Origin of the sequence: [Pantoea] beijingensis (assembly GCF_022647505.1) — a bacterium.
GTDB classification, from domain to species: Bacteria; Pseudomonadota; Gammaproteobacteria; order Enterobacterales; family Enterobacteriaceae; genus Erwinia; species Erwinia beijingensis.
In genome coordinates this window covers 1,586,366-1,612,671 of the sequence record NZ_CP071409.1, presented here as the reverse complement: position 1 = coordinate 1,612,671, position 26,306 = coordinate 1,586,366, and the positions used below count along the sequence as shown (strand labels likewise).

The 26,306-nt window shown below is 48.6% G+C and carries 20 protein-coding genes and 1 pseudogene; 7 read left to right on the top strand and 14 right to left on the bottom strand.

From position 1 onward, the window contains the following. Positions 1-89 precede the first annotated feature (89 nt). Positions 90-1,159: pseudogene (locus J1C60_RS07180) on the bottom strand (IS3 family transposase). Positions 1,160-1,402: 243 nt separating this feature from the next. On the opposite strand from J1C60_RS07180, the gene J1C60_RS07175 reads away from it, so the two are divergent. Continuing rightward, positions 1,403-3,088: a DUF262 domain-containing protein gene (locus tag J1C60_RS07175; protein ID WP_128176726.1), complete on the top strand. Its 1,686-nt coding sequence runs from the start codon at positions 1,403-1,405 to the stop codon at positions 3,086-3,088. Positions 3,089-3,359: 271 nt separating this feature from the next. Here the strand turns inward: J1C60_RS07175 and J1C60_RS07170 are convergent, their stop codons facing one another. The 3 genes from J1C60_RS07170 to J1C60_RS07160 all read right to left on the bottom strand — a co-directional run bounded on the left by J1C60_RS07170 (position 3,360) and on the right by J1C60_RS07160 (position 5,752). After that, positions 3,360-4,091: a phospholipase D-like domain-containing protein gene (locus J1C60_RS07170; protein ID WP_128176724.1), complete on the bottom strand. Its 732-nt coding sequence runs from the start codon at positions 4,089-4,091 to the stop codon at positions 3,360-3,362. A gap of 223 nt (positions 4,092-4,314) precedes the next feature. Then, complete coding sequence (gene gapS4b / locus J1C60_RS07165) at positions 4,315-5,472, bottom strand: GapS4b family protein (protein WP_128176722.1); 1,158 nt, start codon at positions 5,470-5,472, stop codon at positions 4,315-4,317. After that, the gene (locus J1C60_RS07160; RefSeq protein ID WP_128176720.1) at positions 5,462-5,752 is read right to left on the bottom strand and encodes a hypothetical protein; all 291 of its coding nucleotides are present in this window, start codon (positions 5,750-5,752) and stop codon (positions 5,462-5,464) included. Before J1C60_RS07160 ends, gapS4b begins: the two co-directional genes overlap by 11 nt. 48 nt (positions 5,753-5,800) lie before the next feature. On the opposite strand from J1C60_RS07160, the gene J1C60_RS07155 reads away from it, so the two are divergent. After that, positions 5,801-7,314, top strand: a protein-coding gene (locus J1C60_RS07155; protein ID WP_128176776.1) for an IS3 family transposase whose coding sequence is annotated in 2 segments (ribosomal slippage) — positions 5,801-6,254 and positions 6,254-7,314 — 1,515 coding nt in all. Because the reading frame shifts where the segments join, the coding sequence is not laid out codon by codon here. A gap of 6 nt (positions 7,315-7,320) precedes the next feature. Here the strand turns inward: J1C60_RS07155 and J1C60_RS07150 are convergent. From J1C60_RS07150 to J1C60_RS07135, 4 genes are all read right to left on the bottom strand, one after another. Next, on the bottom strand, positions 7,321-8,007 hold the full coding sequence (locus tag J1C60_RS07150) for a PD-(D/E)XK nuclease domain-containing protein (RefSeq protein ID WP_182611438.1): 687 nt from the start codon (positions 8,005-8,007) through the stop codon (positions 7,321-7,323). An 82-nt stretch (positions 8,008-8,089) separates the two neighbouring features. Next, a protein-coding gene (locus J1C60_RS07145; RefSeq protein WP_128178868.1) for an IS3 family transposase occupies positions 8,090-9,240 on the bottom strand; the annotation gives its coding sequence in 2 pieces (ribosomal slippage) (positions 8,090-8,979 and positions 8,979-9,240; 1,152 coding nt in all). A gap of 652 nt (positions 9,241-9,892) precedes the next feature. Continuing rightward, positions 9,893-10,789 carry a DMT family transporter gene (locus J1C60_RS07140; RefSeq protein ID WP_128178867.1) on the bottom strand — a complete coding sequence of 299 codons (897 nt, stop codon included), beginning with the start codon at positions 10,787-10,789 and terminating at the stop codon, positions 9,893-9,895. Positions 10,790-11,441: 652 nt separating this feature from the next. Next, complete coding sequence (locus J1C60_RS07135; protein WP_128178866.1) at positions 11,442-12,305, bottom strand: NAD(P)-dependent oxidoreductase; 864 nt, start codon at positions 12,303-12,305, stop codon at positions 11,442-11,444. A 241-nt stretch (positions 12,306-12,546) separates the two neighbouring features. Between J1C60_RS07135 and J1C60_RS07130 the strand changes: the two genes are divergently transcribed. Next, positions 12,547-15,189, top strand: a complete 2,643-nt coding sequence (locus J1C60_RS07130) for an AAA domain-containing protein (protein ID WP_128178865.1) — start codon at positions 12,547-12,549, stop codon at positions 15,187-15,189. A gap of 181 nt (positions 15,190-15,370) precedes the next feature. Here J1C60_RS07130 and J1C60_RS07125 read toward each other — a convergent pair whose 3' ends face one another. The 3 genes from J1C60_RS07125 to J1C60_RS07115 form a co-directional block, all read right to left on the bottom strand. Further along, the gene (locus J1C60_RS07125; RefSeq protein WP_128178864.1) at positions 15,371-15,691 is read right to left on the bottom strand and encodes a DUF496 family protein; all 321 of its coding nucleotides are present in this window, start codon (positions 15,689-15,691) and stop codon (positions 15,371-15,373) included. Positions 15,692-15,851: 160 nt separating this feature from the next. Beyond that, positions 15,852-16,910, bottom strand: coding sequence for an FUSC family protein (locus J1C60_RS07120; protein ID WP_128178863.1), 1,059 nt, complete (start codon positions 16,908-16,910; stop codon positions 15,852-15,854). Positions 16,911-17,045: 135 nt separating this feature from the next. Beyond that, positions 17,046-17,957, bottom strand: coding sequence for a LysR family transcriptional regulator (locus tag J1C60_RS07115; RefSeq protein ID WP_128178862.1), 912 nt, complete (start codon positions 17,955-17,957; stop codon positions 17,046-17,048). 103 nt (positions 17,958-18,060) lie between these two features. On the opposite strand from J1C60_RS07115, the gene J1C60_RS07110 reads away from it, so the two are divergent. Beyond that, entirely contained in the window at positions 18,061-18,771 is a 711-nt protein-coding gene (locus tag J1C60_RS07110; RefSeq protein WP_128178861.1) for an SDR family oxidoreductase, read from the top strand. A 112-nt stretch (positions 18,772-18,883) separates the two neighbouring features. On the opposite strand, the gene dacD is transcribed toward J1C60_RS07110, so the two are convergent. After that, positions 18,884-20,053 carry a serine-type D-Ala-D-Ala carboxypeptidase DacD gene (dacD, locus tag J1C60_RS07105; RefSeq protein ID WP_128178860.1) on the bottom strand — a complete coding sequence of 390 codons (1,170 nt, stop codon included), beginning with the start codon at positions 20,051-20,053 and terminating at the stop codon, positions 18,884-18,886. A gap of 420 nt (positions 20,054-20,473) precedes the next feature. Here dacD and J1C60_RS07100 point away from each other — a divergent pair, with 420 nt between their 5' ends. Then, positions 20,474-21,622, top strand: coding sequence for an acyltransferase family protein (locus tag J1C60_RS07100; RefSeq protein ID WP_128178859.1), 1,149 nt, complete (start codon positions 20,474-20,476; stop codon positions 21,620-21,622). 91 nt (positions 21,623-21,713) lie between these two features. On the opposite strand, the gene J1C60_RS07095 is transcribed toward J1C60_RS07100, so the two are convergent. Further along, on the bottom strand, positions 21,714-24,107 hold the full coding sequence (locus tag J1C60_RS07095) for a glucose/quinate/shikimate family membrane-bound PQQ-dependent dehydrogenase (protein WP_128178858.1): 2,394 nt from the start codon (positions 24,105-24,107) through the stop codon (positions 21,714-21,716). A 93-nt stretch (positions 24,108-24,200) separates the two neighbouring features. Continuing rightward, positions 24,201-24,422, bottom strand: coding sequence for a hypothetical protein (locus J1C60_RS07090; RefSeq protein ID WP_128178857.1), 222 nt, complete (start codon positions 24,420-24,422; stop codon positions 24,201-24,203). Between the two features lie 560 nt (positions 24,423-24,982). Between J1C60_RS07090 and J1C60_RS07085 the strand changes: the two genes are divergently transcribed. Then, the gene (locus tag J1C60_RS07085) at positions 24,983-26,029 is read left to right on the top strand and encodes a dipeptidase (RefSeq protein WP_128178856.1); all 1,047 of its coding nucleotides are present in this window, start codon (positions 24,983-24,985) and stop codon (positions 26,027-26,029) included. 149 nt (positions 26,030-26,178) lie between these two features. Beyond that, positions 26,179-26,250 (top strand): pyrroloquinoline quinone precursor peptide PqqA, encoded by a 72-nt coding sequence (pqqA, locus tag J1C60_RS07080; RefSeq protein ID WP_128178870.1) that lies wholly within the window; start codon positions 26,179-26,181, stop codon positions 26,248-26,250. Positions 26,251-26,306: the final 56 nt, after the last annotated feature.

Sequence of the window (26,306 nt, the reverse complement as noted above, 5' to 3'; positions counted from 1 at the left end):
CGCTTTCGATATGAAAGCGCATTTATGCAATGACATGACATGACATGACATGACATGACATGACATGACATGATGTAAGTATGCCAGCTTCAGTTCCACATACTTTTTGAGATTTCCGGTTTCTCGGCCATCAGCCGGTACTCTTCCGGTGTCTGGTTATTCATGGATTCATGGGGCCGCTCACTGTTGTACTCATTCAGCCAGCGTTCCATTATTTCCCATACTTCGTTCAGCGCTCTGAACAGGTAGAAATCCAGTATTTCTGTCCGGTACGTCCTGTTAAAACGTTCGACAAACGCATTCTGCGTCGGCTTACCCGGCTTGATAAATTCCAGCATCACGCCATGGTCTTCAGCCCATTGCGCCAGCGCCAGTGATATTAGTTCCGGTCTGTTATCTATCCGCACCTTCACTGAATATCCACGATTTGCCACTATTCTATCCAGCACCCGCACGACCCGCTACGCTGGGTTATTCAGATCAATTTCGATAGCCAGAGCTTCACGGTTAAAATCATCCACAACATTAAAAGTCCGAAAACGTCGGCCACATGTCAGGACGTCGTGCATAAAATCAATCGACCAACTTTGGTTGAGCGCTTCCGGCATGGCCAGCGGAGCCGGATTGCGCACCGGCAGGCGTAGTTTACCCTTACGACGAAAATTCAGTTTTAATAGACAGTAAATTCGGTGTACCCGCTTGTGGTTCCAGACGTGTCCCTGCCTGCGAAGCACCTGAAAAAGCTTCTTAAAGCCGTAGCGGGGACAGCGCTCGGCCGCCTCGGTCAGCACCTGGATCACCGCTTCATCACGTCGCGTATCCGGTTGATAACGATACTCTGTCCTGCTCAGCGATAACGTCCTGCATGCCTGGAGTACGCTCATCGTAAACTGCGCGGTCAGATCACTGACGAGCTCACGCTTTATCGCTGGTTTTAAAGCTTTTTTTCGATGACGTCTTTCACCGCCCGGCATTCCAGACTCAGATCGGCAAACATCTGCTTCAGGCGATGATTATCGTCCTCAAGAACTTTGATTTTTCTGATATCAGCGGCTTCCATCCCGCCATATTTCGCCCTCCAGTTGTAATAGCTGGCTTCGGAAATAGCGGCCTCGCGACACTCGTCTTTGAAGGTCCTGCCCGCTTCGACAGACTTCATAACGGCGATGAGCTGGTGCTCGGTGAATAGAATTTACGCATAGCGATCTCCTCAGGGGGCATAATCAGTATGTCGGAAAATCACTAAAAGTGAATGGGCCGCTTGGGTGGGATACTTACAGATACTTAGAAAGATCCCATTTAACCTAAATGTTATTATCTCTCTGCCGATAATCCTACTTAATGTGCTTAAGCGAGCCAATTTCAAGTATGCACCAACGATCTGACAACAAGGAAGAATACGATGCCAAGTAAATCAATAAAGGCAATGGTTCAGGAAATCAACAACGATGAAGCTGATGGAGGCGGACTTTGGCTACCAAATATTCAGAGACAGTTTGTATGGAATACAGATCAAATTGCCCGCCTTTTTGACTCGGTGATGCGCCAATACCCTCTGTCTTCAATGCTTTTCTGGAAAACCCGCGAAGCGATAAAACACCGTAAATTTATACAGAACTTTAATGGCGGTAAGGTTGATTTAAAGGACCATTATCATCATGGTAAAACTAAGGCAAAATGGCTCGTGCTCGATGGTCAACAGCGTCTACAGAGCTTCTATCTGGCATTGAAAGGGAGTATAGACGGCCGGGTATTGCATTTTGATTTACTGAGTGGTGAGCCAACGAGTAAAGAAGAACTACGTTATCGCTTTGAGTTTATGGATATGTCTAGTACCGGTTGGCCGTGGATGGCAATGTCCGACATTATCTACAACAAGAAATTGCCTGAGCAGATCCTCGGCCAGCGCATCAAGGAAGAAGGACTGGAGCTGAGTGGTGGAGAACGTGAGCTGGCAACAATTAACCTCAGCAGAGCGCGTATGGAGTTCAGCAATGAAGGCGCTTTGCTATATCATGTGATTGACAGCAGTGACGATGAAAGCGATCTTACTTTTGACGATGTGGTTGAAGTTTTTATTCGCGCAAACTCAGGCGGTACGCGTTTAAGTAAGTCAGACCTGATGTTTACCCTGCTTTCCACAGAATGGTCTGAAGCAGATGTGATCTTTGAGGATTTTCTCGAGCAAATTAACGATAACGATCGCTTCAACTTCTCTCGTGATTTTCTCATCAAGCTGAGTACTACTATTCTGGGTTACGGCGCTAAGTACGATGTAGATAAATTACGTGACGATGAAGTCCGCAGAAAAATCAGTGAGAACTGGCCAGCAATAGCCAAAGCGCTGCTCTTTGTAAAAGGCGAGATCGTCAGTAAAACCTATATCCGTACCGGAAAAGCCCTTACATCCTATAATGCACTTATCCCGTTGGTATATCTGCAGTATCATTTCCCCAAGAAACTCGAAAAATCGCAAGCCTTAAAACAGTATCTGATACCTGCGCTTCTCAATGGAGTATTTTCCGGTCAGCCTGATGGCATCATTGATAAACTGGTAAAGTTGATTGATGAGCAACAAAGTTTTGACGTTAAAAAAATTCGTGCTGCGATTGTGTCGTCCAACCGGAGCTTGCATTTAACTGAGGAACGTCTCTTCGACTGGTGCGGCTATGGTAGTGGACATATTCACCTTCTGTTCAACATGTGGTATGGGGGAGAGTACAAATCCTCTGGATTCCAGCACGAACCACAAATTGACCATATCTTCGCACGTAGCATACTGAAAGCTGAGAAGGAACTTAACGAAAAAACTGGTCGCCAGATCCGAACCTACGAAAACTGGGAAATTGACCAGTTAGCAAATTGTATGCTTTTGCCTGCGCATCAGAATGGCTCAGGAGATAAAGGTGCACAACCGCTGGACCAATGGCTGAGAAATCAATCAGCCGATTTTTTAGAGTTACATTGCATCCCCTCTTCCCCGAAAACACTCTGGAAAATTGAAAATTACAGACGCTTTATCGAAAAGCGCAAACAACTGATCCAAGAACGTATAGCTGAAATTGGGCTGCTGGAAGCTGAGGAGTAAATAACCTGAAATATACGGGCATGAATGTACTGGAATTAAATTGCCCAAATTTGCTAAGTGCAACTATGGAAGGTAATAGCCTGGGATTTCCCTATGTATCAGTGACATCCTTTGACCTGCCCTTTATTGATTAAGAAATTGTGACGTACTCAATGTCCGCTCCTGGCACGGAGCGAAGAGCGGACATGAGTATTGCAATATGCTAACTGATGAGACCCGCTCAAGCAGACCTTTTCATAGGGTTACCTATAATCAGTTTAATTTTCATGATCTATGTGCCTATACGCCATTGCGGTTCTACCCAATCCTTAAACCAATTGAGTGATTCTGATAATGCTGTTATTTGAGCAAATTCTTGATAATAAGCATTAACTATGGCCATATCAGTTATGTAAAGTGCATTTTCGAACGACATTCCGGCATTTTTAGTTATGTTGAATGACCCAGTCCAAACAGCATATGGACTAATTTTTATCCTTGAACCACTTTCAGGGTCTTCTGGAACATTATAATCAACATCCTTTTTTGAAAAAATAATAAATTTATTATGCATTCGCGGGAACGCCGCAGCCTTAGCATTATTCACATTACCCATACATGTCACAGAGTCAATTGAAGGATCACCAGCATAAGACATATTTGGAAGAATTGTCCCTTCAAAATCATAGCGTGTTAGCGAGTTTTTTAGGTTGCTATATTTTTTTCTAAGAGTTTCTTTAAAATCATTTTTTGCCCCAATATCCGGTCTTAAGAAGTCCTCTTTTTGAATCACAAAAACCACTTCTTTATCATCTTGGGCTAAAGCATCAAGCACTGAGTAACTTGTTAACCATGCAACAGCACCAAGCACAATATCTGCTGACTTGATATGGCTAATTAAATGCTTCTCCAAATCTCTGAAATAAACACTTGTTGTAGCTGATTGAGTATTAAAATTGTCTAAAGTTTGACTCTTTCCGTCAGCGTCAGGTATCAATAATTCATTAAGATTATTTATGGTCATTTAAAATTTCCATTTTATAAGCTATTGGATTGCACAACTGCAGATAGTCATCATTATAAGTAATGATTGACATTTTAACATTCAAATCTGCCGGTTGCCTGAATACGCAGCCAACATGAAGCCGGTTATTCCTGATTATGAATGGATCATATTCGGGGTCAGGGTCAGGAATCTGCTCCCCTAGTTAATAATTGGTATTAACTAGGGGAGCGAAACCATAGAGTTAGCAGTTTAATGCAGTATCAGCAACTCTTCTATATTTAGTAAGCAATTCTACTTTACGTAATTCAATCTCACGCATAATGCTTGATTGAATATCATGTATTTTAGAAGGCGACGCACCTTTAACCTTTATATTTATAAAGGTAATGCACAATTCAGGATTCACTGGAATTTTTCTTCCATATTCACTGAATTCGTATGCAACCTTGCATTCACCAGAATAGGATTCATAGCTAATCGTATAACTTGCCACAACCTTAGTAACACGTACATACGGGTGTATATGTTTCCATTTAATCGATATTATATTCTCTAAATTCCCTTTAACTCTATACTGGTCAATATCTTTTTCGAGGAAATTAGTCACTGCATCTGATTGTTTTTCATAACCAGTAGAATGGTCAGGGTTAAAATGAACATCGTCTATTTTTTGATGGTAGAATAAGTATCCAATATGAAGGGAAGCTAATTCATTAAGGAATTTCACTCTTTTTTCATTTTCAAAATCATCCATTAAAACTCTACCTCGATGAGGCGAGTGCTCAATTATATTATTGTTTTCCAAATGCCCCTCTATTAAGGTTATGACATTTTCAGCTATTTCTTTAGTTTCAGGAGATGTGTGATTTAGTTTGACATTCATTAAAAGCTGGGAATCACCAGTGATGCTATTCAAGTCTTTCTTGATTTCCACCGATCCTTTAAAGAATTTCTCAGTTATATACCAATCATCTAAAATATCTGTTTTACAAATTTCGAACTCCATTATTACAGAGTTATTACTTCTACCATCTAGGGATGTGAAATCGCTAAAATCAGAAATCTCATAATTGATATAACCATTTTTTGTAATTTTACCGACATCTACAAACCCACTAACTTCCTCAAGCAAATCAACATCTTGCTTGAGATTAAAGTTTCTGAAATTTACTTTATCTAATTTTTCCTTTGTTTTAATGCTAGTTAATAAATCATATGATTCATCAGGGCTTAGTAGAGAGGTAATCAAGTTTGGAACTGTGCCCGATTTTTCAGACACTCCGCAAAAAAGCCCTCTTTCTTTAAGAAGATTATTGATCATTGTAGAATTACAGTTTTGCTGACTCACAAGATTTTTCAGTTCATCTCCGGAGGGAATGAAATCAATATCATTTTTCATCAGAAATGCTCCTGAAAGTGCTGTTATAAGAATCAACGATTAATGTAATATCTCCTACGACATCCTCAGAGCCATCTTCACAGCTCTGCGCCATTTTTACCTCATCAACTGAAGGGGAGTCTGTGAGTTTATTATATTTATTGAAATAAATCTCATAATGATTTGCGAAATCGGAACAAAGCTTTCTAGCTAGTTTATATACCAATCCCAGTGATTCTTTACTATAATTAAAATCGCAAATTAATATAAATTTTCGCCCATTATCCCTCAGTGTCAGCATAGTTGTCACCTCCTCTGAAAAATCAATCTGAGGGTGATGGAGTGACAGATGAAACGTATTTCCCCCGAACGAAAGGCCAGCGTGATGGCAAAACTGCTGCCTCCTTACAACATGACCGTTTCCGCCGTTGCGCAGATGGAAGGAATATCTGAAGCTACCCTCTATAACTGGCGTAATCAGGCTAAACAGGAGGGAAAACCGGTGCCCGGTGCAGACAGGAGCAGTGAACAGTGGCCTGCGGAGGCCCGCTTCGCCGCCATCGTGGAAACGGCCACGCTTTCAGAAGCTGAGGTGGCGGAGTACTGCCGTAAAAAAGGACTGTATCCGGAGCAGCTGACGCAGTGGAAGCAGGCATTTTTGCAGACCTCCGTGCCGGATGATAAGGCAGCCCTGAAGCAGAGCCAGAAACGCATCAGACAGCTGGAAAAAGAGCTGACCCGCAAGGAGAAAGCGCTGGCGGAGGCGGCCGCGATACTGGTGCTGCGAAAAAAGCTCAGGGATTACTACGGGGAAACCGACGGGGACGACTGACCCCAAAGAATGAACGTCAGCAGTTCATTGTGTGGATTAATGAAGCGGTAGCCACCGGAGCCCGGTGTGCCGTTGCCTGCCGGGAGGTCAATCTGAGCCTGCGCACCTGGCGACGCTGGCAAAAGCACCCGGAGGACGGGCGTCCGGCAGCTATCAGACCGGCTCCGGCGAACCGCCTCAGCGCAGAGGAGGAGATGCAGATACGGGACACCTGTCATCAGGCGGAATATGCAAGTCTGCCACCGTCACAGATAGTCCCCCGCCTGGCCGATAAGGGGATTTACCTGGCGAGCGAGTCGACCTTTTACCGGATACTGCGCCGTCACGGCGAAGTGCATTACCGGGGACGAAAGCGGCGGGCGGAACGGGTAACGCCGCCCCGGACATATACCGCAACGGGGCCGCGGCAGGTGTGGACATGGGACATCACCTGGCTGCCGTCGGTGGTACGGGGGCGCTGGTACTATCTGTACCTGATTGAGGACGTGTTCAGCCGTAAAATCACCGGCGCGGAAGTCTGTGAAACGGAAAGCGGCGAGCAGGCAGCGGTGCTGATGCAAAGGACGGTGCTACGGGAACGCTGCTGGCGACACCCTCTGGTGCTGCACGCAGATAACGGTGCAGCAATGAGGTCGCAGACGCTGCAGGTAAAGCTGGCAGAGCTGAAAATCACGCCGTCGCACAGCAGGCCGCGGGTGAGCAATGACAATGCGTACGTTGAATCACTGTTCCGGACGCTGAAATATGTGCCGCAGTGGCCGTCGTCGGGCTTTAAAACGCTGGATGAGGCGCGGGAGTGGGTGGATAAATTTACCCGCTGGTATAACGCAGAGCACCGTCACAGCGGTATCGGGTACGTAACGCCGGAGCAGCGGCATAATGGTGAAGACCGTACGCTACTGAGTCAGCGAGATATGCTGTACCGTGCGGCGAGAGAGCGCCATCCGGAACGCTGGTCGCGGGGAACGCGAAACTGGCAGCGGAAAGCGGAGGTTACCCTGAACCCGGAGCGAGAAAAGCAGGCCGCATAGTGAACGTCAGGGATGACAACTTCGTTGACACTTACCGTTATCATCAGGCACAGAAATAGGAATTATTGGAGAGGTAATATATTCAACAGGCATTATTTTAGAATGTCTTGTTGAAGATGAAACATTTAACGTTGTATTAAGGCAGAAAAATGTTATTTCACCATGCTTTTTCTTGATAAAATTTATCGAGTTGTATAAAAATTTAGCTCTTGCATTATCAATAAGGTGTATGGCACTGAACTTGAGGGTTGTATCGATTCTATGATTGATGATTTGACTTTTAATATTATCATTTGAATCGCTCTCATCATTATTTAAATAAAACAAAACCCCAATATCTTCTTTTCTTGAACTACCTGGAAATTGTCTTGTTATAGCTCTTTTAAACTGGGATTTTGAATAACATTCAATGGTATGGGCCAAGTCTTTAAAATGTGAACGAAAAGTGGTTTTGACTTTATCGTAAGGAACTGATGAATACTTTGCGGAAACAACAACACTTACTAATGATTGCTTTTGAAGCATAGAGTTGTAGACATACAAAGCATCTATCCCATGTGTCTTTTTAGCATGCTCTCCAACACAGCAATCTAATTGTTTGTTACTACATAGGTTTTTCCATCCAAAGAGTTTTAGAAAGTCATTGACTATCTCCTCTCCCACCTCTCCCACATATTTTGAAAACTCGCCCATTGCCTAAACCGCCGTCTGTTAAATTATGATTCCTTATAGTATTAATCTTATTTGATCCTACCCACGTAATGTGGACACGGTCCTAAGCGAGGTTCTGGTTTTCAAATTGTTCCGGGCTGAGTCCGCCGCATGCACTATGGCGGCGCCAGCGATTGTAGTCGCACTCGATATAATTAAACACCGTCGCCCGCATTATTTCCCGGCTGGCAAAGCGTTCTCCGTGGATACATTCCACTTTCAGCGAGTGAAAGAAGCTTTCCACACAGGCATTGTCATAACAGCAGCCTTTTGCGCTCATACTCCCGCGTAGATTATGCCGCTTCAGTAACGCCTGATAATCCGATGAACAGTACTGCCCACCACGGTCGGTATGCACAATGACATTTTCGGGTCGCTTACGCCGCCACAGCGCCATTTGCAGCGCATCACAGGCAAGTTGCGCCGTCATTCGTGATGACATTGACCAGCCGATAACCGCCCTGGACCACAGGTCGATAACTACGGCAAGATACAGCCAGCCTTCATCCGTGCGAAGGTACGTGATGTCACCCGCCCACTTCTGATTCGGGCTGCTGGCGCTGAAGTTCTGCTTCAGCAAATTCTCAGACACCGGCAGGCCGTGCTCACGGTAGCTGACCGGACTGAACTTCCGGCCGGCTTTCGCTCTCAGCCCCTGACGACGCAGGCTGGCAGCTATGGTTTTGATATTGTATTCAGGCAGTTCGTCAGCCAGACGGGGCGCACCGTAACGTTGTTTTGCTTCAGTAAATGCCTGACGGACAGCCCCATCACAGGTAAGCCGGAACTGCTGTCGCGGTCCCGTTCGATGACGACGCAGACGCCATGCATACCAGCCGCTACGGGCAATCTGAAGTACCCGGCACATCGCGTTGATGCGGAACTCAGCCTGATGTTTATCGATGAAGACATACTTCATTTCAGGCGCTTCGCGAAGTATGTCGCGGCCTTTTGGAGAATGGCCAGCTCCTCGTCCCGCTCAGCCAGCTGGCGTTTCAGGCGGACATTTTCTGCGGCCAGTTCGTTCTCACGTTCGCTGGATGTCAGCTGTTGCTGTTGTTTGCTGCGCCAGTTGTAGAGTTGAGATTCATACAGGCTGAGTTCGCGGGCTGCAGCAACAACACCGATGCGTTCGGCCAGTTTAAGGGCCTCATCGCGGAATTCGGGTGTGTACTGTTTACGGGACGTTTTACTGGCTGATGCTGGTTTTGTCATGAGTTATTACATCTGATTGAGAGTTTACTCACTTAGTCCCGTGTCCACTACTGGCGGGTAGGATCAATTCACATTTAGCAACATTAGGAGTAGGCAAGTCGAATTTGAAGTGAGTCAACACTCAACTTCTGCTTCTGCTTCTGCTTCTGCTTTTGCTTTTGCTTTTGCTTCTGCTTCTGCTTCTGCTTCTGGCACAGAGCAGACTTTTTGATGCTCACTTTAGCTACCCATCCTTCATATATAGAGTTCACCATAGAACGATCAACACATGAAGCGAAGCGTATAAGCCTGCTTTAAGTAAACGGCAACGATGGGTGGTCATTCTGGTGGTCTTGACAGAGCGGCAATTCAGGTTTAGCTTACTTATTAGCCAGTTACTGGCAAAGGCGATCCCAGTCAGAGGAGCCAGATTTGAGAAGCCCGCTTAAGGAAACTTAAGTGGGCTTCTTGCTTTTCATGCACCTGAGTGAAGCTTGTCTTGTTGAGATTCACATCATTAAACGGCAACTCGCCGGTACCATCCATCTCGGCACATTGCTTAAAAGAAGTTGACAGGGAAGCATTTTGTTGGCGCCTGGCGGGCTGGATAAAATTCAGTCCACTCTTTTTTGGAGATGACCGCGCCGTAATTACCCTGGAAGGTTTATTTCTCTCATCTTGCCCGCACACTATGCGCACACATCCCCAGCATGACCAGTACGATACCAGCGACCGCCAGTGACGACGGCAGTACGCTGTTGAGCAGCAGTATCTCGCCTGCCAGGGTAAACAGCAGTTCACCCGATTGCGTTGCCTCTACCGCGGCCAGTTGTTGAGGATTGTCACGCACCCGACGAGTTGCGGCAAAAAACAGTACCGTCGCAATGACCCCGGAAAATAGCGCGACCAAAAAAGCCTGACCCATTTGCTCTTTAGACGGTACCCCACTCGTTATCAGGCCGCCCAACGCAATGAGCAGCCAGAATGGCAAACTGGCCAGGGTCATATTCAATACTCTTTGCAGGGTATCTACCTCATCTCCACATAGCGCCAGCATCTTGCGATTTCCGAGTGGATACATAAAGGCAGCCAGCAATACCGGCAGAAATCCCGTCAGCATCTGGTTAACGCTGAGCACCCTCGCCTGTTGCCAAAGCATTAATGCAATCCCTGACAGAATCAGCGCTGACCAACGCAGACCACGCCATGGCACCGGATGGCGAGCAACCCACGGCATCAGCAGTGAACCCGCAATGATGGTAATTTGCCAGCTTCCCGCAACCAGCCAGCCTGGCGCGTAGGCGGCAGCAAAAGTCAGTGGAGCGTAAAATAGCCCGAACCCTAACGTACTCCAGAAAAGATACGCCAGGGCATGATGACGCAAATGTCGCAAACTCTGGCCAAGCGAGCCGCGTAGCCCCACCAAAAGCAGCAGCAGCGGTGCCATAAACCAAAACCGCAAACTGCTGCTCCACAGCCAACTTCCCCCTTCAAGCGCCATGCTTCGGTTGAGAATAAAAGTCAGCGCAAAGAAAAATGAGGCGATAATTCCCAGACTTATTGCATACATAGCAGAAACTCGTTCAAGGGTGGGCAATGACTGCAGCCCAATGATACACTGCTTTGGTACGCGATAACGGACAATAAAAAGCGTCTGCGCCGTAACCGCAGATTTTTCCGTCCAGCAAAATTATCCCCTGTTTAAACAGGACTGACTTTCGTCTCTGGTCGTCCCATTGATGCCATTGCCCGTGGCAATTTTATAAGGCCGTCCGCCGCCCTTCCTGCTAACCATCGCTTTCAGCATCGGCCTTCTCCACAGCGAGCCCTCACTTTCGGCCTTGGCCGAGTGCAGACACCGCAGTCTTTTAGCGACGCAAACCCGATTATTCGTCCAAAGGATCAATGAGGCATTGGTCTGGCAAGACGCTGAAAAGGTGCAAGATGGATGCGGATACCGCTCTTGTGCGCATGGAAATGGCGCGAGCGAGAATGTGTTTTTGCTGGATAGGAGACTGTCGATATTCGTGGACGGCGGCTGGCAGCGCGGCGCTTTGCTGCGGATGTAGAACATGGATACCGTAATATCGCCCCCTGGCCGGGGACATCCCACACTATTATGCATAGGGCTCAGCGATCGAAGACGGTGGAATAGATCCGAAAATTGCGTCGGTAACGGTATGTTGTTCCGACGCAATTTCCATATAGGGAGGCTAAATATTTTAGTCTTTCAAATACCGGGAAACCGACGCCAGATCCTGCTCACCATAGCCTGCATCTACCGCCTGCTGCCATATCGTGGTGATATTCTCCAGCGCAGGTAGCCGGGCACCCTCAGCCGCATCCAACGCCAGATGGGCATCCTTCAGCGCCAGAGACAATTGCATTTGTGCCGTGAAATCCCCGCTGGCAATCATATTGAGCTTCATTCTGGCATACGGGATCCCAAGCGGGCCGCCATCTAAAGCTTGCCACAGTTCATCCGCGCTAAAGCCCAAGGCTCCCGCCAGTTTTTCGCTCTCAGCCAGACTCTGCGTTATGCCAATCAGGAAACTGTTTACCACCAGTTTCATGCGCGTGCTGGCACCCGCCTCACCGAGCCATTGCTGACCTTTACTGATGGCAGCAAAAACCTGCTCTGCGGCGGCTGCCCGTGATCGGTCGCCACTGGCCAATACCAGGATCTGTGCATTTTCAGCTGGCGTTTTCGTTCCGGAAACCGGTGCATCAATGAACACCACATCCGGACGCGTTTCGGCTAACTGCGCGATCAGGGCATCGGTCGCTTCTACGCCGATGGTCCCCATTTGGCATAGCGTCGCACCCTGCTTCAGTGCGGGCTCCGCCTCACGCAATACCTGAGACGTCGTCTCACCGTCCGTCAGCATCGCAATAACCACATCGGCGTCTTTTACCGCTTGCGCCACGCTATCGGTCAGCGTCAGACCCGCATCCTGCAAATCCTCGCCACGCGCACGGGTACGGTTCCAACCCTGGACCGGAAAACCTTTTTTTAACAGATTAGCGGCAAACGCATGTCCCATTGCCCCCAGACCTAATACTGCCACTACAGGTTGCTTACTCATATCCACGCCCTTTTTATCTTCAGACCGAACTGTGAGCCTGGCTGGAAACATACGTCGCCACCAGACGGGAGATATAACCGGATATACAAAACTAAACGGACCACACTGTCTTCGCAGAAATGGCGAAAACCTCAGCATGGCACGAGGTGCTTTCTCTTTATCATTCAATGGTCACTTCATACTGCCCACGTCGCCGGGTATAGTGAGCAAATACATTAGCAATGCTCATGGAGAAGAGAGAATGGTCACCGTTTACGTTGATGGGGAAAACAAAACCACACAACTTGATGACTGGACCCTGCATTACCATACCGGCAAGCAATGCCTGCAACTGACGTGTCACTTTCCATCGGGCAAATCCTTCACCCGGCCATTCACGGCCTGCCGCGTTGAACCGACGACTCACGCCACGGGCACGTTGCTGTTTAAGAGAGGGCAGCCCAATGCTCAGATTATCGAGCGTGCTGAGATTGTCGGTGATAAATACGCCCTGATTTTCTACCCGAACACTGAGCGTTGTTATGTGATGAAAGCCCAGGATATTCGGATTATGCCAGCAACATCGCTCAAAAATAGCAATCTCTTCGCTTATTTCCGTGATGTTGCTCAACAACGTTTACTGCACGCCAGCCAGGATAAGCATCCTGTCGCGAAGAATATCGTGACGCAGATAGACAAAATAGTCGCACATCCTGGTTCAGCCTTAGACGCCTACTGCGCTGCAGGCAACGCTTCCCGGACAATGCCTGCGCATTTTATTTACCCATTTGGTCTGAATGAAAGCCAAATGAAGGCGGTCGAACAAGCCTTTAGCGCCCAAATATCCGTTATAGAAGGGCCTCCGGGAACAGGGAAAACCCAAACTATCCTTAACATTCTGGCCAATATTCTGTTGCAGAATTGCAGCGTCGCCGTGGTCTCTAACAACAATACTGCGGTAGATAATGTTTACGATAAGTTGGCGAAGGTAAAGCTGGATTTTGTGGTCGCTCGCCTGGGAAACGCCGATAACCGGGCTGCATTCTTTTCCACCCAACCTGGGCTGCCGCAGGATGCCCCTGCTCACGCTCCCGATATACAGACCATCACGAATCAGGTTACGGGACTAAAAAAGTATCTCGGTGCACAAAATGACGTGGCTCGTCTGCGCGCAGAAATCGATGAACTGCGTATTGAGCAGAAGTATCTTAATCAGTGGCTGCAGTCCCACGATATCTTGCCATCGCCTCAGATCGAACGTTACGGACTGACACTGCATAAGATTACTGACCTGATGGCTTTTCTCCAGACAATGAAGACGGGCCGGATAAGCTGGCGCGATCGGCTCGGGTTGTTGTTCAGGTTTGGTATTGTCAAAACGGAGCCCGTCTCCACGCCAGAAAAACGTCAGGCCATGTTCTTCGCCTTGCAACGCCATTATTATACCACCCGCATGCAACACACGCGGGAAGCGCTGGCGGAAAGAGAAAGGATACTACACGATAATGACGTCACGGCCTTGCAACAAGAACTGGCACAGAATTCAATGGCATTGCTTCGTGAGCACCTTTATCAACACATCAAAGCCGAGGGGTCTCTAAGCGACAGCAATTATCAGAAAGATTTTGCCGGCTTTTTACGGCGCTATCCGGTGATCGGCAGCAGCACACATTCCATTATTAATTCCCTGGCTCCCGGCACGCTGCTGGATTATGTCATTATTGATGAAGCCTCACAGCAAGATATTATTCCAGGCATTTTAGCGCTGGCCTGTGCCCGAAACATCATTGTGGTGGGCGATCGTAAACAGCTTCCCCACGTACCCGAAAATATCGCCATTACGGCCCCGGCACCGCATTATGATTGCGTCAGCCACAGCCTGCTGGATTCATTACTCGCACTGTATGGTGATGCGCTGCCGCTGACGCTACTAAAAGAGCATTATCGCTGCCATCCCAAAATTATTCAGTTCTGTAATAAGCAGTTTTATGGCAATCAATTGATTGCCATGACGCGAGATAATGGTGAGCCTGCACTCTCTTTGGTGGTAACGGCCAAAGGTAATCATGCGCGAAATAACAGCAACCTGCGTGAACTTGAGTCGCTGGAGGTGCTAACGTGGGATGCGGTAAATAGTCGCGGTTTTATTGCGCCTTACAATGCTCAGGTGAACGTAGCCCAGCATCACCTTTCCGCCGATTTTGTCAGTGCGACGGTGCATAAATTTCAGGGCCGTGAATGTGAAGAGATCGTCTTTTCCACCGTGCTGGATAAAAAAGCCCGGCACCCGGCGATCACCTTTGTTGACGATCCCCAACTCATTAATGTGGCCGTTTCGCGCGCGCAAAAACACTTTACGCTGGTCACAGGCGACAACGTCTTTACCGCAAATAATCAATACATTGCCGCGCTAATACGCTATATGACCTATTATGCCGATGAAGATCGCCAGCACTATAGCCCGGTAGTAAGCGCATTTGATTTACTGTACGAGGAGTACGATCGCTCTTTAGAAAAGTTAGGTGCTCGTCTGGATGCTGCCCTTAAACAAACGCCGTTTCACGCCCTCACTGTTCACAAACAGGTTCTTCTTCGTCAGTTAATGATCCAACGTAACCACCGCTTCAGCGAGCGTCAGCGCGAATTTATGCTTCAGGGCTCAAGCTGTGATTTTGTATTTTACTACCGCGTGGGCAAACAGCCTGTCGCGGTGATTGAGGTCGATGGGGCTTCACATGACACGGAGGTACAGCGCGAGCGTGATGCACTTAAAGACGCCATTCTGGCAACGTGTGGGATCCGGATACTGCGGTTAAGAACCATCGACAGTCGGATTGAAGATAAAATCACCGCCTTTCTGGCAGATAGTCTGCAAACGGGCCTGAACAGCGCATACAACAGATGAAAAGCTTAACGTATTGGGCTGGCGCGGTACGAAAGTATTAGAGACGGGGGCTTCGGGCAATACAGTTGCACGTAGAATTGACATCGTTGAAGAACCGCGCCCGAAGCGCAAGGATGCGCGACAGCACGGTTCCTTAAGATGGCGGTGATGGCGGTGATGTACTCACTCCAACCACACCACGTTATTCAGCTTTTGGTTCGCCCATCGCTTTAATTTTCTTCGACAAATCGCGACGTTCTTTTGACAGATCGGCGTTTTTGATAATGTAGTCATCAACGCGATCTTCATAGTCGCTACGCATGGCGGCAATGATTTCCTGAATAGCTTCAATGCTCATGCCAGGCTTGATGTACTCGCCGAGGTTATCAAGCAACAACACACGCTTCTGGTTATCACGAATTTTTTTCTCGTTGTCGTGAATTTCGCGCTGCAGTTTGTTTTTACGACGGAACATACGTACGAACTCCAGCACGTCCTGAAATGATTGCTTTGCGTTTTCCATGATGACACCTTTCATTGGGCCTGCAAATACAGGCGTAATTGTCGTAGCCTTCAGCTTAGCGGTTCGCCCCTGCCGATGGCAATTTTCACATTCAAATTCAGACAGGCGCTTATCTTAACGCGAAACGCGTTGGCGGCGCAGTAAGTTGTTGCTTCAGCGATTATTTACGCATCGCCAATCTAATTAATTCTGAGAGCCTTTCAAGCTGTCGCGCCAACTCGAGGCTGAGCCAAACATAACCATGAATCGGGGTCTCTATTGCCGCCTCGCGTTTTGACTCGCCCAGCAGTAGCCACAGCTCGCGTACGATATCTTCCAGCTCCGCGCTGTTCGCCGCTATTTTTGCGCTATCGCCGGTCAGTAACAGTACAGACAGCGCGGTAAAGGTATTTTCCGTCATCTGCTGCGCACGTCGAATGGTCACTGCGTTAAGCATAATGAGGTGGCTTTCCCGTGAAGACCACCAGGCATTAATTTGCAGTTCCAGCGTGCACAGCATATTGCGGTTGATAGTTTGAATGGCTTCCAGCACCGATTTGGGGATACGCGTCTCTTTGCTGGCGGGTTCCAGCAACGTACGCATCTTTACCACATCGGTCAGTAATCGCTGTAGCGGCCTGGCCAATCGCGGTTGTTCAACCAGGTTAGGCGACAAACCCGCATGATAAATTTTTGCCATTGATGAGAGCGAATCTGACAGCTGGATGCGCCATTGCGTATAGGCTTTTTGCGGATAAATACTGCTAAATAACAGGGCTAATAGCGATCCCAGAATCACGTCCCCACCACGCCAGAGCGCCGTGTTCATATCCCCTGCTGGCGCCCCGCAGACTACCGCCAGCGTAATGCCGATCAGTAAAGCCATATAGGGATGCTTTCCTAGCGTAAGATAACCGCAGATAAACATCACAAGCGCGCACCATACCAGCATCACGGGTAACGACATCAGCTCCAGCTTTAATGCAATTAAACCGGATACCGAGCCGCATAACGTTCCGCCGATACGCTGTATCGCACGTGGCAATACATTCCCCCATGAAGAGATTGGCCCCATGACGACCACCAGCGTAATCAATGGCCAGGTACCCTCCGGAATTTCCAGTAAACGCACCAGCAAAAAAGTCAGTACAAACGCCAGCGCAATACGTATACCGTGAAAAACGCGGTAATGGCGATAACATGCAAATTCAATGGCTGAGAGTGGCTTATCAGGACGCAATCATCTTCCCCTGAGTTTATGAAGATTCTGCACATTATCATAACCCATACAAAAGCTAAGCCTTAAGGTTTGTCATGCATATCAGCATTATTCCTTGTGATCCGGAACAACAAATGCAAACAGAATGGAAAACGCTTATTGGCTCAGAACACGGTTATGCCACGCCGACTGTAAGGCCGTTTTTAGCTGCGCGACAAACAGTCGCACCCTCAGCGGTTGATGGCGGCCATTCAGCCATATAGCATGGAGCGGCGCAGCAGAGAGGGGCTGGTGCGGCAGGACTTCGATAAGTTTATGGCTGCGGAGATCGTCGGCGACATCCCACAGCGATTTGAGAGTGATCCCCGCACCACGCAACGCCAATTCATGCGCGGCTTCGCCGTTATTGACCCGATAGCGTGGATTAACCATTATGCTTTGCTGTTCTTCCCCCGCGCCAAAAAACCACTCCACGACGGCTGACTCACCAATACCAATACAGGTATGTACGGCCAGCTCATGAAAGGATTGCGGTAAGCCACAACGTTCGGCGTAGGCCGGTGAAGCGCAGAGCACGCGTCGGTTTGGTGCCAGTTCACGCGCAACCAATCGTGAATCGTTCAGGGCACCAAAACGAATCGCCAGATCAAATCCACTCTCCGCGAGGTCGATAACCTCATCGCTAAAATTGAATTGCAACTTCAGGCTCTCATGCTGCTGCATAAAGTCGCTGACTATCGGCATCAGCCAGCGTCGGCCCAAACTGTGGGTGGCGGTGATACGCAGCGTCCCGCTGACATTACCCTTGCGCGATGACAATGCATTTTCAACCGCATCGAACTCATCCAGCAATCGCGCGGCATGTATAGCAAATATCTGCCCCTCATCCGTCAGAGAAATATGTCGCGTTGTACGGTGGAAAAGCCGCACGCCCAGTTGCTGCTCCATCTGATTTAATCGTTTGCTGACCACCGCAAGCGATAATCCAAGCTGGCGCGCCGCGGCGGATAAAGAATCGGCACCGGCTATCGCACTGAAAAGTGAAATATCACGCACATCTTTCAGCATCGCAATTCTCAACCTTTAAGACATAATCCCTTTCCATTATCGCATATTCTGTTGATGGCCCCGCTGAATTATGCTGAAAAAAGTGTAATGAGGGAGACAATAAATGAGTGAATTTACAGATAATCGCGTATTGGTAGTAGGTGGAAGCTCCGGAATTGGCGAAGCCATTGCCCAGGCTTTTGTACGGCAAGGCGCAAAAGTCACTATCGCTTCACGCAGCGAAGATAAACTCAAGGCCGCCGCCCAGCGTATTGGGCAAGTGAACTCTGTGGTACTCGATACGGCTGATAATGCGGCAATTGAAGCGTTTTTCGCTCAACATCATCCCTGGGATCATATCGCTATTTCGGCGGCACAAACCCCATTCGGGCTGGTGAAAGAGCTATCGCTTAGCGATGCGTACAGCGCTATGGAGAGTAAATTTTGGGGGGCTTATCGACTGGCGCGCGCCGCAAAAATCAGTGAACGCGGATCCTTGACGTTTGTTTCCGGTTTTCTCAGCGTTCGTCCGGGAACGGCTGTGTTACAGGGCGCGATAAACGCTGCACTGGAATCATTAGGTCGGGGACTCGCACTGGAATTATCCCCTGTGCGGGTTAATAGCGTTTCACCAGGCATTATTGAAACTCCGCTCTGGGATGGTATGCCCAGCGACACGCGTGAGCAAATTTTTACCGCTACGCGTAAGGCCTTACCGGCGAAAACGCTCGGTCAGCCGGAAGACATTGCCCGCGCAGTATTATTCCTCGCCGGCAGTCAATTTACCTCTGGAGCAACTCTTCTGGTCGACGGTGGCGGTGCTATTCAGGCCTGAACACGATCGAGGCGTTGATTCCCGGCGTCATGCTGCGCCGGGAAACCAGGACAAAATGGTGACGGGAAACCGGCGTCACCGCCAAAGAAACGACTGAAAGGATGACGTGTAATTAGAGTTTGAGTTTCAGATAATCCATCAGACGGGACACCATTCCACCCCGTTCAACCGGTTGCAATGCCAGCAGAGGATAACTCGCCAGTTGCTTATCGTTGTCCATCACCTGGATAGTACCGATCTGCTCATTTGCCTTTAACGGTGCTTCCAGATCTTTATGGTCAATCACATATTTGGCTTTGATATTTTTCACGCTTTCACGCGGCAGCGCTAAATAAATATCCTGATTGGTTCCCACATCAATCTGGTGCGTATTGCCATACCATACCGTTTCATGACCGATGGCTTTTCCTGCATGGAACAGTTGAACGGTATCAAAGGTGTTCTGCCCCCAGGTCAACAACTTACGCGCCTGCTCTTCACGCCCTTTCGGGCTTTTCCCTCCCATGATGACAGCAATAAGACGGCGCTGCCCCTCGGTACTGGAGGCGATAATATTAAAACCGGCGCTTTCCGTATGCCCGGTCTTCAGGCCATCAACATGTAACGTTTTATCCCATAACAGGCCGTTACGGTTCTGTTGAGTGATTCCGTTCCAGGTCAGTGATTTCTCGCTGTACATCTGATAAAAATCAGGTTCACCTTTAATAATTGCCTGCGATAACGTTGCTAAATCGCGGGCGGTGGTGAACTGACCAGGGGCATCAAGTCCGTGAACCGTTTCAAAATGGGTGTTTTTCAGCCCCAGTTTTTCCACATATTCATTCATCATGGTGACGAAACTGGCCTGACTACCGGCAACATAATCAGCCAGGGCGACGCAGGCATCGTTACCGGAATCAATAATGACGCCACGGCTGAGATCGCGCACGGTCACCTTCTCCCCGGGCTTCAGGAACATCAGCGAAGAGCCCTTAAATACCGGATTACCGGCCCCCCAGGCATCGTTACCAACGGTGACAACGTCATCGCGCGTAATACGGTGTTGGTCAATCGCCCGATCGACCACATAACCGGTCATGAGCTTTGTCAGGCTGGCTGGGTTACGACGCTGGTCAGCATTCCCTTCCGTCAGAATTTGTCCGGTGGTGGCATCCATTAGCACCCACGATGCTGCATCTACCGCTGGCGGCGTCAACGGGAACGGCATGGCCTGCTCATCCGCATATCCGAAGGAAAGATAACTCAGGAACAAACTACCCACTATAAGCTGACGGCTTCTCAACGACTCATCCTCAATAAAATACCCCTGCAGCCCATTCGCGGTGGTGCAGGAAAAAAACAGGCGGATGTTGTACGGGATTAAGGAGAAGATTGTATTAATTAATTGCAAGAAAATATGAATTATTGAAGGATGGTGGCGCTAAATACCTCCAAAAAATGAGTGGATAAGAGGTTAAATGATTACCCCGGATATCGCTCATTTTTGTTTTTTCAGCGCGATTATGCCGGTCTCTATTCAGGACAGACCGTTCGCCGCGAGCTTACCCCCTTGCATTTTGCACCTCATCTATTTGCAGCACGCTACGTGTCACAATGCACATTGCTTTTTTCTGAAAAAAGCCTTTTTGGGAACTTTTAACTACTTTCAGCAAGCATAGCCTTTTATTCTCACCGTATTCAGCGTTGTTAATTTGAGGATAAAATGTCCATATCAAGAGGTTGGTCAACGGAGTTAGAGGGTCTGCGGGGATTTGCTTCGCTGTGGGTTCTGTTGGGGCACGCAAGCTTGTTGGTGCACTGTTCTATTCCTATCGTCTCTATGCCGAGCATTGGCGTCGACCTGTTTATCCTGCTGTCGGGATATTTGATGGCGAAAAACTATATTGAACGGCGTGATAAAGAACCCTGGGACAGTGTGGGTACTATTAGGACGTTTTGGACGCGACGTTTTTTTCGTATTGCACCGCTCTATTACTTACTGTTAGTGATTGCAGTGATTTATGGTCCCTGGTTTGGTGAAATGCGCGATACCATTGCACAATTTTACCCGGACACAGCCACGGCAACCTCCCGTTATTCGGATCGGTCTTTTATCAATCTTATTACTCACTTCACTTTTATTTTTGGCTTCTTACCTGCCTATAGCTTCAATACCGTTCTGCCAGACTGGAGTATAGGCCTGGAAATGCAATTTTATGTCCTCTTTCCCTTCATTATGTTACTGGCAATGCGCTTCAGATTCGTTCCCACATTGTTAGTATTGATGGCGCTATGCGTAATGGGACGCTTGACGCTGACCACGTATTACGAAGCCTTTTCAATGCCCTCAATGATCCTTCTCAAGCTACATATGTTTATGGCTGGGATGTTACTGGCCGAAGCAGTACGTAAACATTCACTTAGCTATATACTGCTGGCGCTGATTTCTCCCCTCATCAGCATTATTATGATGCCCCATGTCAATAAACTGCAGATAGTCCTTGAAGCAGCCATGATTGTGGGTATGTCCGCGATCCTATGGCAATATAGAGCAAGCGCCATGATGGCTGGCATCGTGAAGGTTCCGCGCTATATTCTTACCCACCGCATAAGTACGTGGCTGGGAGATGTTTCCTACTCAGTCTATCTCTTACATTTGCTGATTGTGGTCCCGGTCATTGCTATTTTGCTCCAGCGTTATCACATGAATTCGCTTATGCCACCGGCTCGCTTTGCGCTTGTTTGTGGTCTCTGCCTGCCAATCACTTATGCGCTCGCGACGTTGCTTTATCGTTTCGTCGAAAAACCCGGGATTGCATTAGGAAAACGCGTAATGGCAATACGCGCTGAACGGCAAAATGTCATAGGGTAATCCGACCATACGCATACGATGCATTCGGTTCCAACGTGACCTTTCGATAAAAAAGCCCGCAATTGCGGGCTTTTTTCATTATTTCAGTAGGTTATTGGCCATCCGGTAACGCATAGGCAATGACATAATCGCCCAGCTTCGTCCCGAAGGAACCATGCCCACCTGCCGCGATCAGTACATATTGTTTGCCGTTCACTTCATAAGTCATCGGCGTAGCCTGCCCCCCTGCCGGTAAACGCGCTTCCCAGAGTTTTTCACCATTGGTCACGTTGAAGGCACGCAGATAGTTATCCGCCGTGGCGGCGATGAAAAAGACGTTACCTGCCGTGGTGACTGGCGCGCCTAGCATCGGCATACCCATTTTAAACGGCAACGGTAGCGGCGAACTGTCACGCACGGTACCGATACGTTTTTTCCATACGATGTCATTGGTTTTTAAATCGACCGCTGAAATGTAGCCCCATGCCGGTTGCTTACACGGTAAACCAAACGGAGAAAGGAAGGGGTTCAGGGTGACGCCATACGGCACGCCATACTGAGGCTGAACACCTGTTTCCGTCCCACTTCCGCCTTTATCGTTAGCATCTGGCCACATCGGATTACCCGGACCACGCGGAATTAAACGCGAAACGAACGGCAGAGCCATTGGGTTAGCGACGGCGATCTGACGGTCGGTATCTACCGCAATGCCACCCCATTCAAACATGCCAAGGTTACCCGGGAACACCAGCGTGCCCTGCTCGGAAGGCGGAGTGAAAGGCCCTTCGTAACGCAGGCTGTGGAACATCACGCGGCACACCAGTTGATCGTAGATGGTGGCACCCCACATGTCCGCGCCGGTCAGGTTTTTCTTCGGACGGAAAGTCAGCTCGGAGTATGGTTGGGTTGGCGAAAGGCGATCGCCTTTTGCCGGACCTTGCGGTACCGGAGTCTCTGGCGCGGGAACCACTGTTTTACCGGTGCGGCGATCCAGCACAAAAATATTACCGGTTTTTGCCGGAACATAAACAACCGGCACCTTGTTACCGCTCTTATCGGTAATATCGGCCAGCGTCGGCTGCGCAGGTACATCCATATCCCACAGATCGTGGTGTACCGTCTGATAAAACCAGGCCAATTTACCGCTGGTCGCATTCAATGCCAGCAGGCCGCTGGCATAACGCTCCATTTCCGGCGTACGGTTACCGCCCCAAATATCCGGTGTCGCCACACCAATCGGCAGGTAGACAATATCCAGTTTTGCATCATAGGCTGCCGGTGCCCAGGAGTTCGGCGAGTTGGCGGTATAATGCTCATCTTCACCCGGCAGCTTATTTGGTTCTTTCGCTCCGGTATCAAACGCCCACAGCAGCTTGCCGCTGTTAACATCAAAACCACGGATAACGCCAGATGGCTCGCGGGTGGAGTAGTTATCCGTCACCGCCCCCGCAATCACAATGACTTTATCCGTGACCACGGGTGGCGACGTTGGCTCATAGGCACCAGCACGCGCATGCGGCATATTGGCCTGCAAATTTAGATCACCGTTATCTGCAAAATCTGCACAGCGTTGGCCCGTTGCAGCATCCAGCGCATACAGATGACCATCGTTTACCGGCAACAGAATCCGACGTGCACAGATTGCGGGTGCGGTGTTGCTGGCCTCGCTCTGCGCCACTGCAGGCGTTTCATGATAAGAAACGCCGCGGCATGTCACATGTTGAAAAGTAGGATTGGTTTTCAGTTGTGGATCGAAACGCCATTTCTCTTTCCCGCTCGCCGCATCCAGTGCAATTAACTTTTGATGTGGCGTACACAGATAAAGCGAGTCACCCATTTTGAGCGGCGTCACTTCATCCGTAAATTCACCCGGATCGTTAGCCGTTTTCATATCACCGGTACGGAATACCCAGGCCTGCTTTAACTGCCCAACGTTTTTATCGTTAATCTGACTCAACGGCGAGTAACGCGTCCCTTCCTGCGTACGACCATAAGCGGGCCAGTCACCATCCGCGATACCGCTCGCAGAGTGCTCAACGGCCAAAGCCTGCGCTGGTGTCAGGGTCCCCGTGATCTCTTGTGGGTCATTAAATACCGAATACGCCAGCACGATCACCGTAATCAGTAACGATGCCACTAGCGAACCACGTGCCAGCTTACCCGTTGCCAACAGATGGCGGGAGATAAACGGTAGCGTTATCCATAGTCCAAAGAAGAAGGTAACATCTAAACGTGGGGTTAATGCCCAGAAATCAGTTCCGACTTCCCATAACGACCAAATAGTCGTTCCCAGCAGGTACACTGCATATAGCATGAGCGCGGAGGCACGCCGCCGGAACAATAACCAGCCAGTGATAAGCAGTACCAGACCGGCGATAATGTAGTAAAAAGAGCCGCCCAATCTGGCCAGCCAGACACCGCCTGCGAATAAATACACTCCGCTCAATGCGGCGAACAGCGCTGTGAGTATCATAAGAATACGCGGTCCCGAAGTTCCGTTTTTCATAGTTTAAACCTTACCAAAATTTAACATCATCGATTTAGCACACACGCTAAATCTTATAAAACACGCGGTTTTTCCTGACTATCAAGCCGGTGTTTATCCCCGCTGCGGCATAGCCGCCACAAGTTCAGTGGATTCTTGTTTTTGCATGATTAAAATGCGTGCTAAGCCAGATAAACCCGCACACGGCTTCATCACGTTAAGCGACATAGTGGACAATTCATCGGTTTGAGGCTCTGCTCCTGCCTTCACAGCGTCGATAACAACAGGCGATAAAAGGAGCGATATCAATACAGGCACTGAGGTTTTATTTTTCACTGGATGGTTTCGTGGTAAATGAAACTTCACAATAACCCTCAGTCAGACGCAACGGAGAATTACCCTTCTTCCTTGATGACAGTGGGAAGCAAAATCAAATTGATATAGTCGAAAGTGTATAACCACTTCGAAAAGTTGCGCTGTTCCGCCTTTAATAAACGCGATAAAAGATGCGCCAAACTGTCGCAATGCGCATTTCACTATGCAACTAAATGGCTTTGTTGCAAAAAAACGTGATCATTGTAACACTATGAATTCCGCTTGCGAACGCCTTATCATGCGCAAATTCAGGTTTATAAAAACCATTCAACCTGTTTTCCCTTATGGTAATTTATTGTTTTTCAATGAGTTAATAATATCCACTCTGCCACCCAACAAACATTCATCGGGCAACTGATGCTTTACTTTTTAACCAACGCCCTACATTTACGCCACACTCCGCCCCCCCAGTGACGTTCTTTTGTACTGACATTCATCTGGTTGATTGACGTATGATGATCGCTGCTTTATACCCTGATCCTTTCCATACGGGCGGATACCAACCAGAGCTTTATCACGATATGAATAGCATTCTGCACACTTCGACCTCACGTGTTTTTGATGGGCACAACGATCTTTTACTGCGTCTGTGGCTTCATGAAGCGGAGGATCCCGTCGCCCTTTTTCTTGACGGGAGACTGGAAGGCCATATGGATATGCAACGCATCCGCCGTGGAAGCTTTGCCGGTGGACTTTTCGCAGTTTTTGTTCCCCCTGCTTCTTATGTACATCAGGTCAGGCCTCAAGCCGCGGAACAAGCGCATAACCCACTGGCCATTACCCAGGCGCAAATCGATCTTCTGCATCTCATTGCCGCACGCTCAGGTGGTCGGGCCGCTATTTGCCGTACAAGCGGTGAAATTGAGTACTGCATGCAGCAGGGTATCCTGGCCATGGTAATGCACATCGAAGGGGCCGAGGCCCTTGATGCATCACTCAGCCAGTTGGATAATTGGTACGATGCAGGCCTGCGCAGTATCGGTCCTCTCTGGAATGTACCCAATATTTTCGGATTTGGTGTTCGCGGCGATTTTCCCGGCTCACCCGATACCGGAGAAGGCCTAACAGCGGCAGGAATCAATCTGATTCGCGCCTGTAACCAGAAAAAAATCCTGATCGATCTGTCCCATATGAATGAAAAAGCCTTCTGGCAAACCGCCCGATACAGCGAAGCACCTTTAGTCGCCACCCATTCAAATGTGCATGCACTCTGCCCACAGCCGCGTAATTTAACTGATAAGCAACTATCGGCCATTGCTGAGCGAGGCGGGTTCGTCGGGGTGAATTTTGGTACGGCTTTTTTACGTGCCGATGGAAAGCGTAACGGAGATACGCCAATAACAGAGATTGTTAAACACCTGGATGCCCTGATTGCTAAACTCGGTGAGGATCATGTGGGATTCGGTTCCGATTTTGATGGCATCAATGTCCCCGATTCGCTGGGTGACGTCGCCGGCCTGCCCGTATTGTTGCAGGCGATGGCAGATGCCGGGTATGACCATACGCTGATTGAGAAAATCGCCTGGCGTAACTGGTTGAAAGTATTAAAGCAGACGTGGGGGGAATAATGACATACTCTTCTTTCGCGTCTCCGGATCTCGCAGGTTATGGCATACCTGCTTACATTGTCATACCATCAATATTTGACAACAAGCCATTAACATGACGCAATGTAATGGCAGTATTCATTCAACTGTATCAACACGAGGAGTTTATTATGTGGACTAAACCTGAATTTACTGACCTGCGCCTGGGTCTGGAAGTGACTCTGTACATTTCCAACCGTTAATACCTAATGCCCACTGTAACAGGTGGGCATCTTTTTTCACTTTTCCCTGGTTTTCA

Coding starts and splice junctions, on each gene's coding strand:
- J1C60_RS07170 (WP_128176724.1), bottom strand. CDS start 4,091: ATGACCATAAATAATCTTAATGAATTATTGATACCTGACGCTGACGGA.
- gapS4b (WP_128176722.1), bottom strand. CDS start 5,472: ATGAAAAATGATATTGATTTCATTCCCTCCGGAGATGAACTGAAAAAT.
- J1C60_RS07100 (WP_128178859.1), top strand. CDS start 20,474: ATGTCCATATCAAGAGGTTGGTCAACGGAGTTAGAGGGTCTGCGGGGA.
- J1C60_RS07085 (WP_128178856.1), top strand. CDS start 24,983: ATGAATAGCATTCTGCACACTTCGACCTCACGTGTTTTTGATGGGCAC.
- J1C60_RS07125 (WP_128178864.1), bottom strand. CDS start 15,691: ATGGAAAACGCAAAGCAATCATTTCAGGACGTGCTGGAGTTCGTACGT.
- J1C60_RS07110 (WP_128178861.1), top strand. CDS start 18,061: ATGAGTGAATTTACAGATAATCGCGTATTGGTAGTAGGTGGAAGCTCC.
- J1C60_RS07140 (WP_128178867.1), bottom strand. CDS start 10,789: ATGTATGCAATAAGTCTGGGAATTATCGCCTCATTTTTCTTTGCGCTG.
- J1C60_RS07150 (WP_182611438.1), bottom strand. CDS start 8,007: ATGGGCGAGTTTTCAAAATATGTGGGAGAGGTGGGAGAGGAGATAGTC.
- J1C60_RS07115 (WP_128178862.1), bottom strand. CDS start 17,957: ATGCTGAAAGATGTGCGTGATATTTCACTTTTCAGTGCGATAGCCGGT.
- J1C60_RS07135 (WP_128178866.1), bottom strand. CDS start 12,305: ATGAGTAAGCAACCTGTAGTGGCAGTATTAGGTCTGGGGGCAATGGGA.
- J1C60_RS07175 (WP_128176726.1), top strand. CDS start 1,403: ATGCCAAGTAAATCAATAAAGGCAATGGTTCAGGAAATCAACAACGAT.
- J1C60_RS07130 (WP_128178865.1), top strand. CDS start 12,547: ATGGTCACCGTTTACGTTGATGGGGAAAACAAAACCACACAACTTGAT.
- J1C60_RS07160 (WP_128176720.1), bottom strand. CDS start 5,752: ATGCTGACACTGAGGGATAATGGGCGAAAATTTATATTAATTTGCGAT.
- J1C60_RS07095 (WP_128178858.1), bottom strand. CDS start 24,107: ATGAAAAACGGAACTTCGGGACCGCGTATTCTTATGATACTCACAGCG.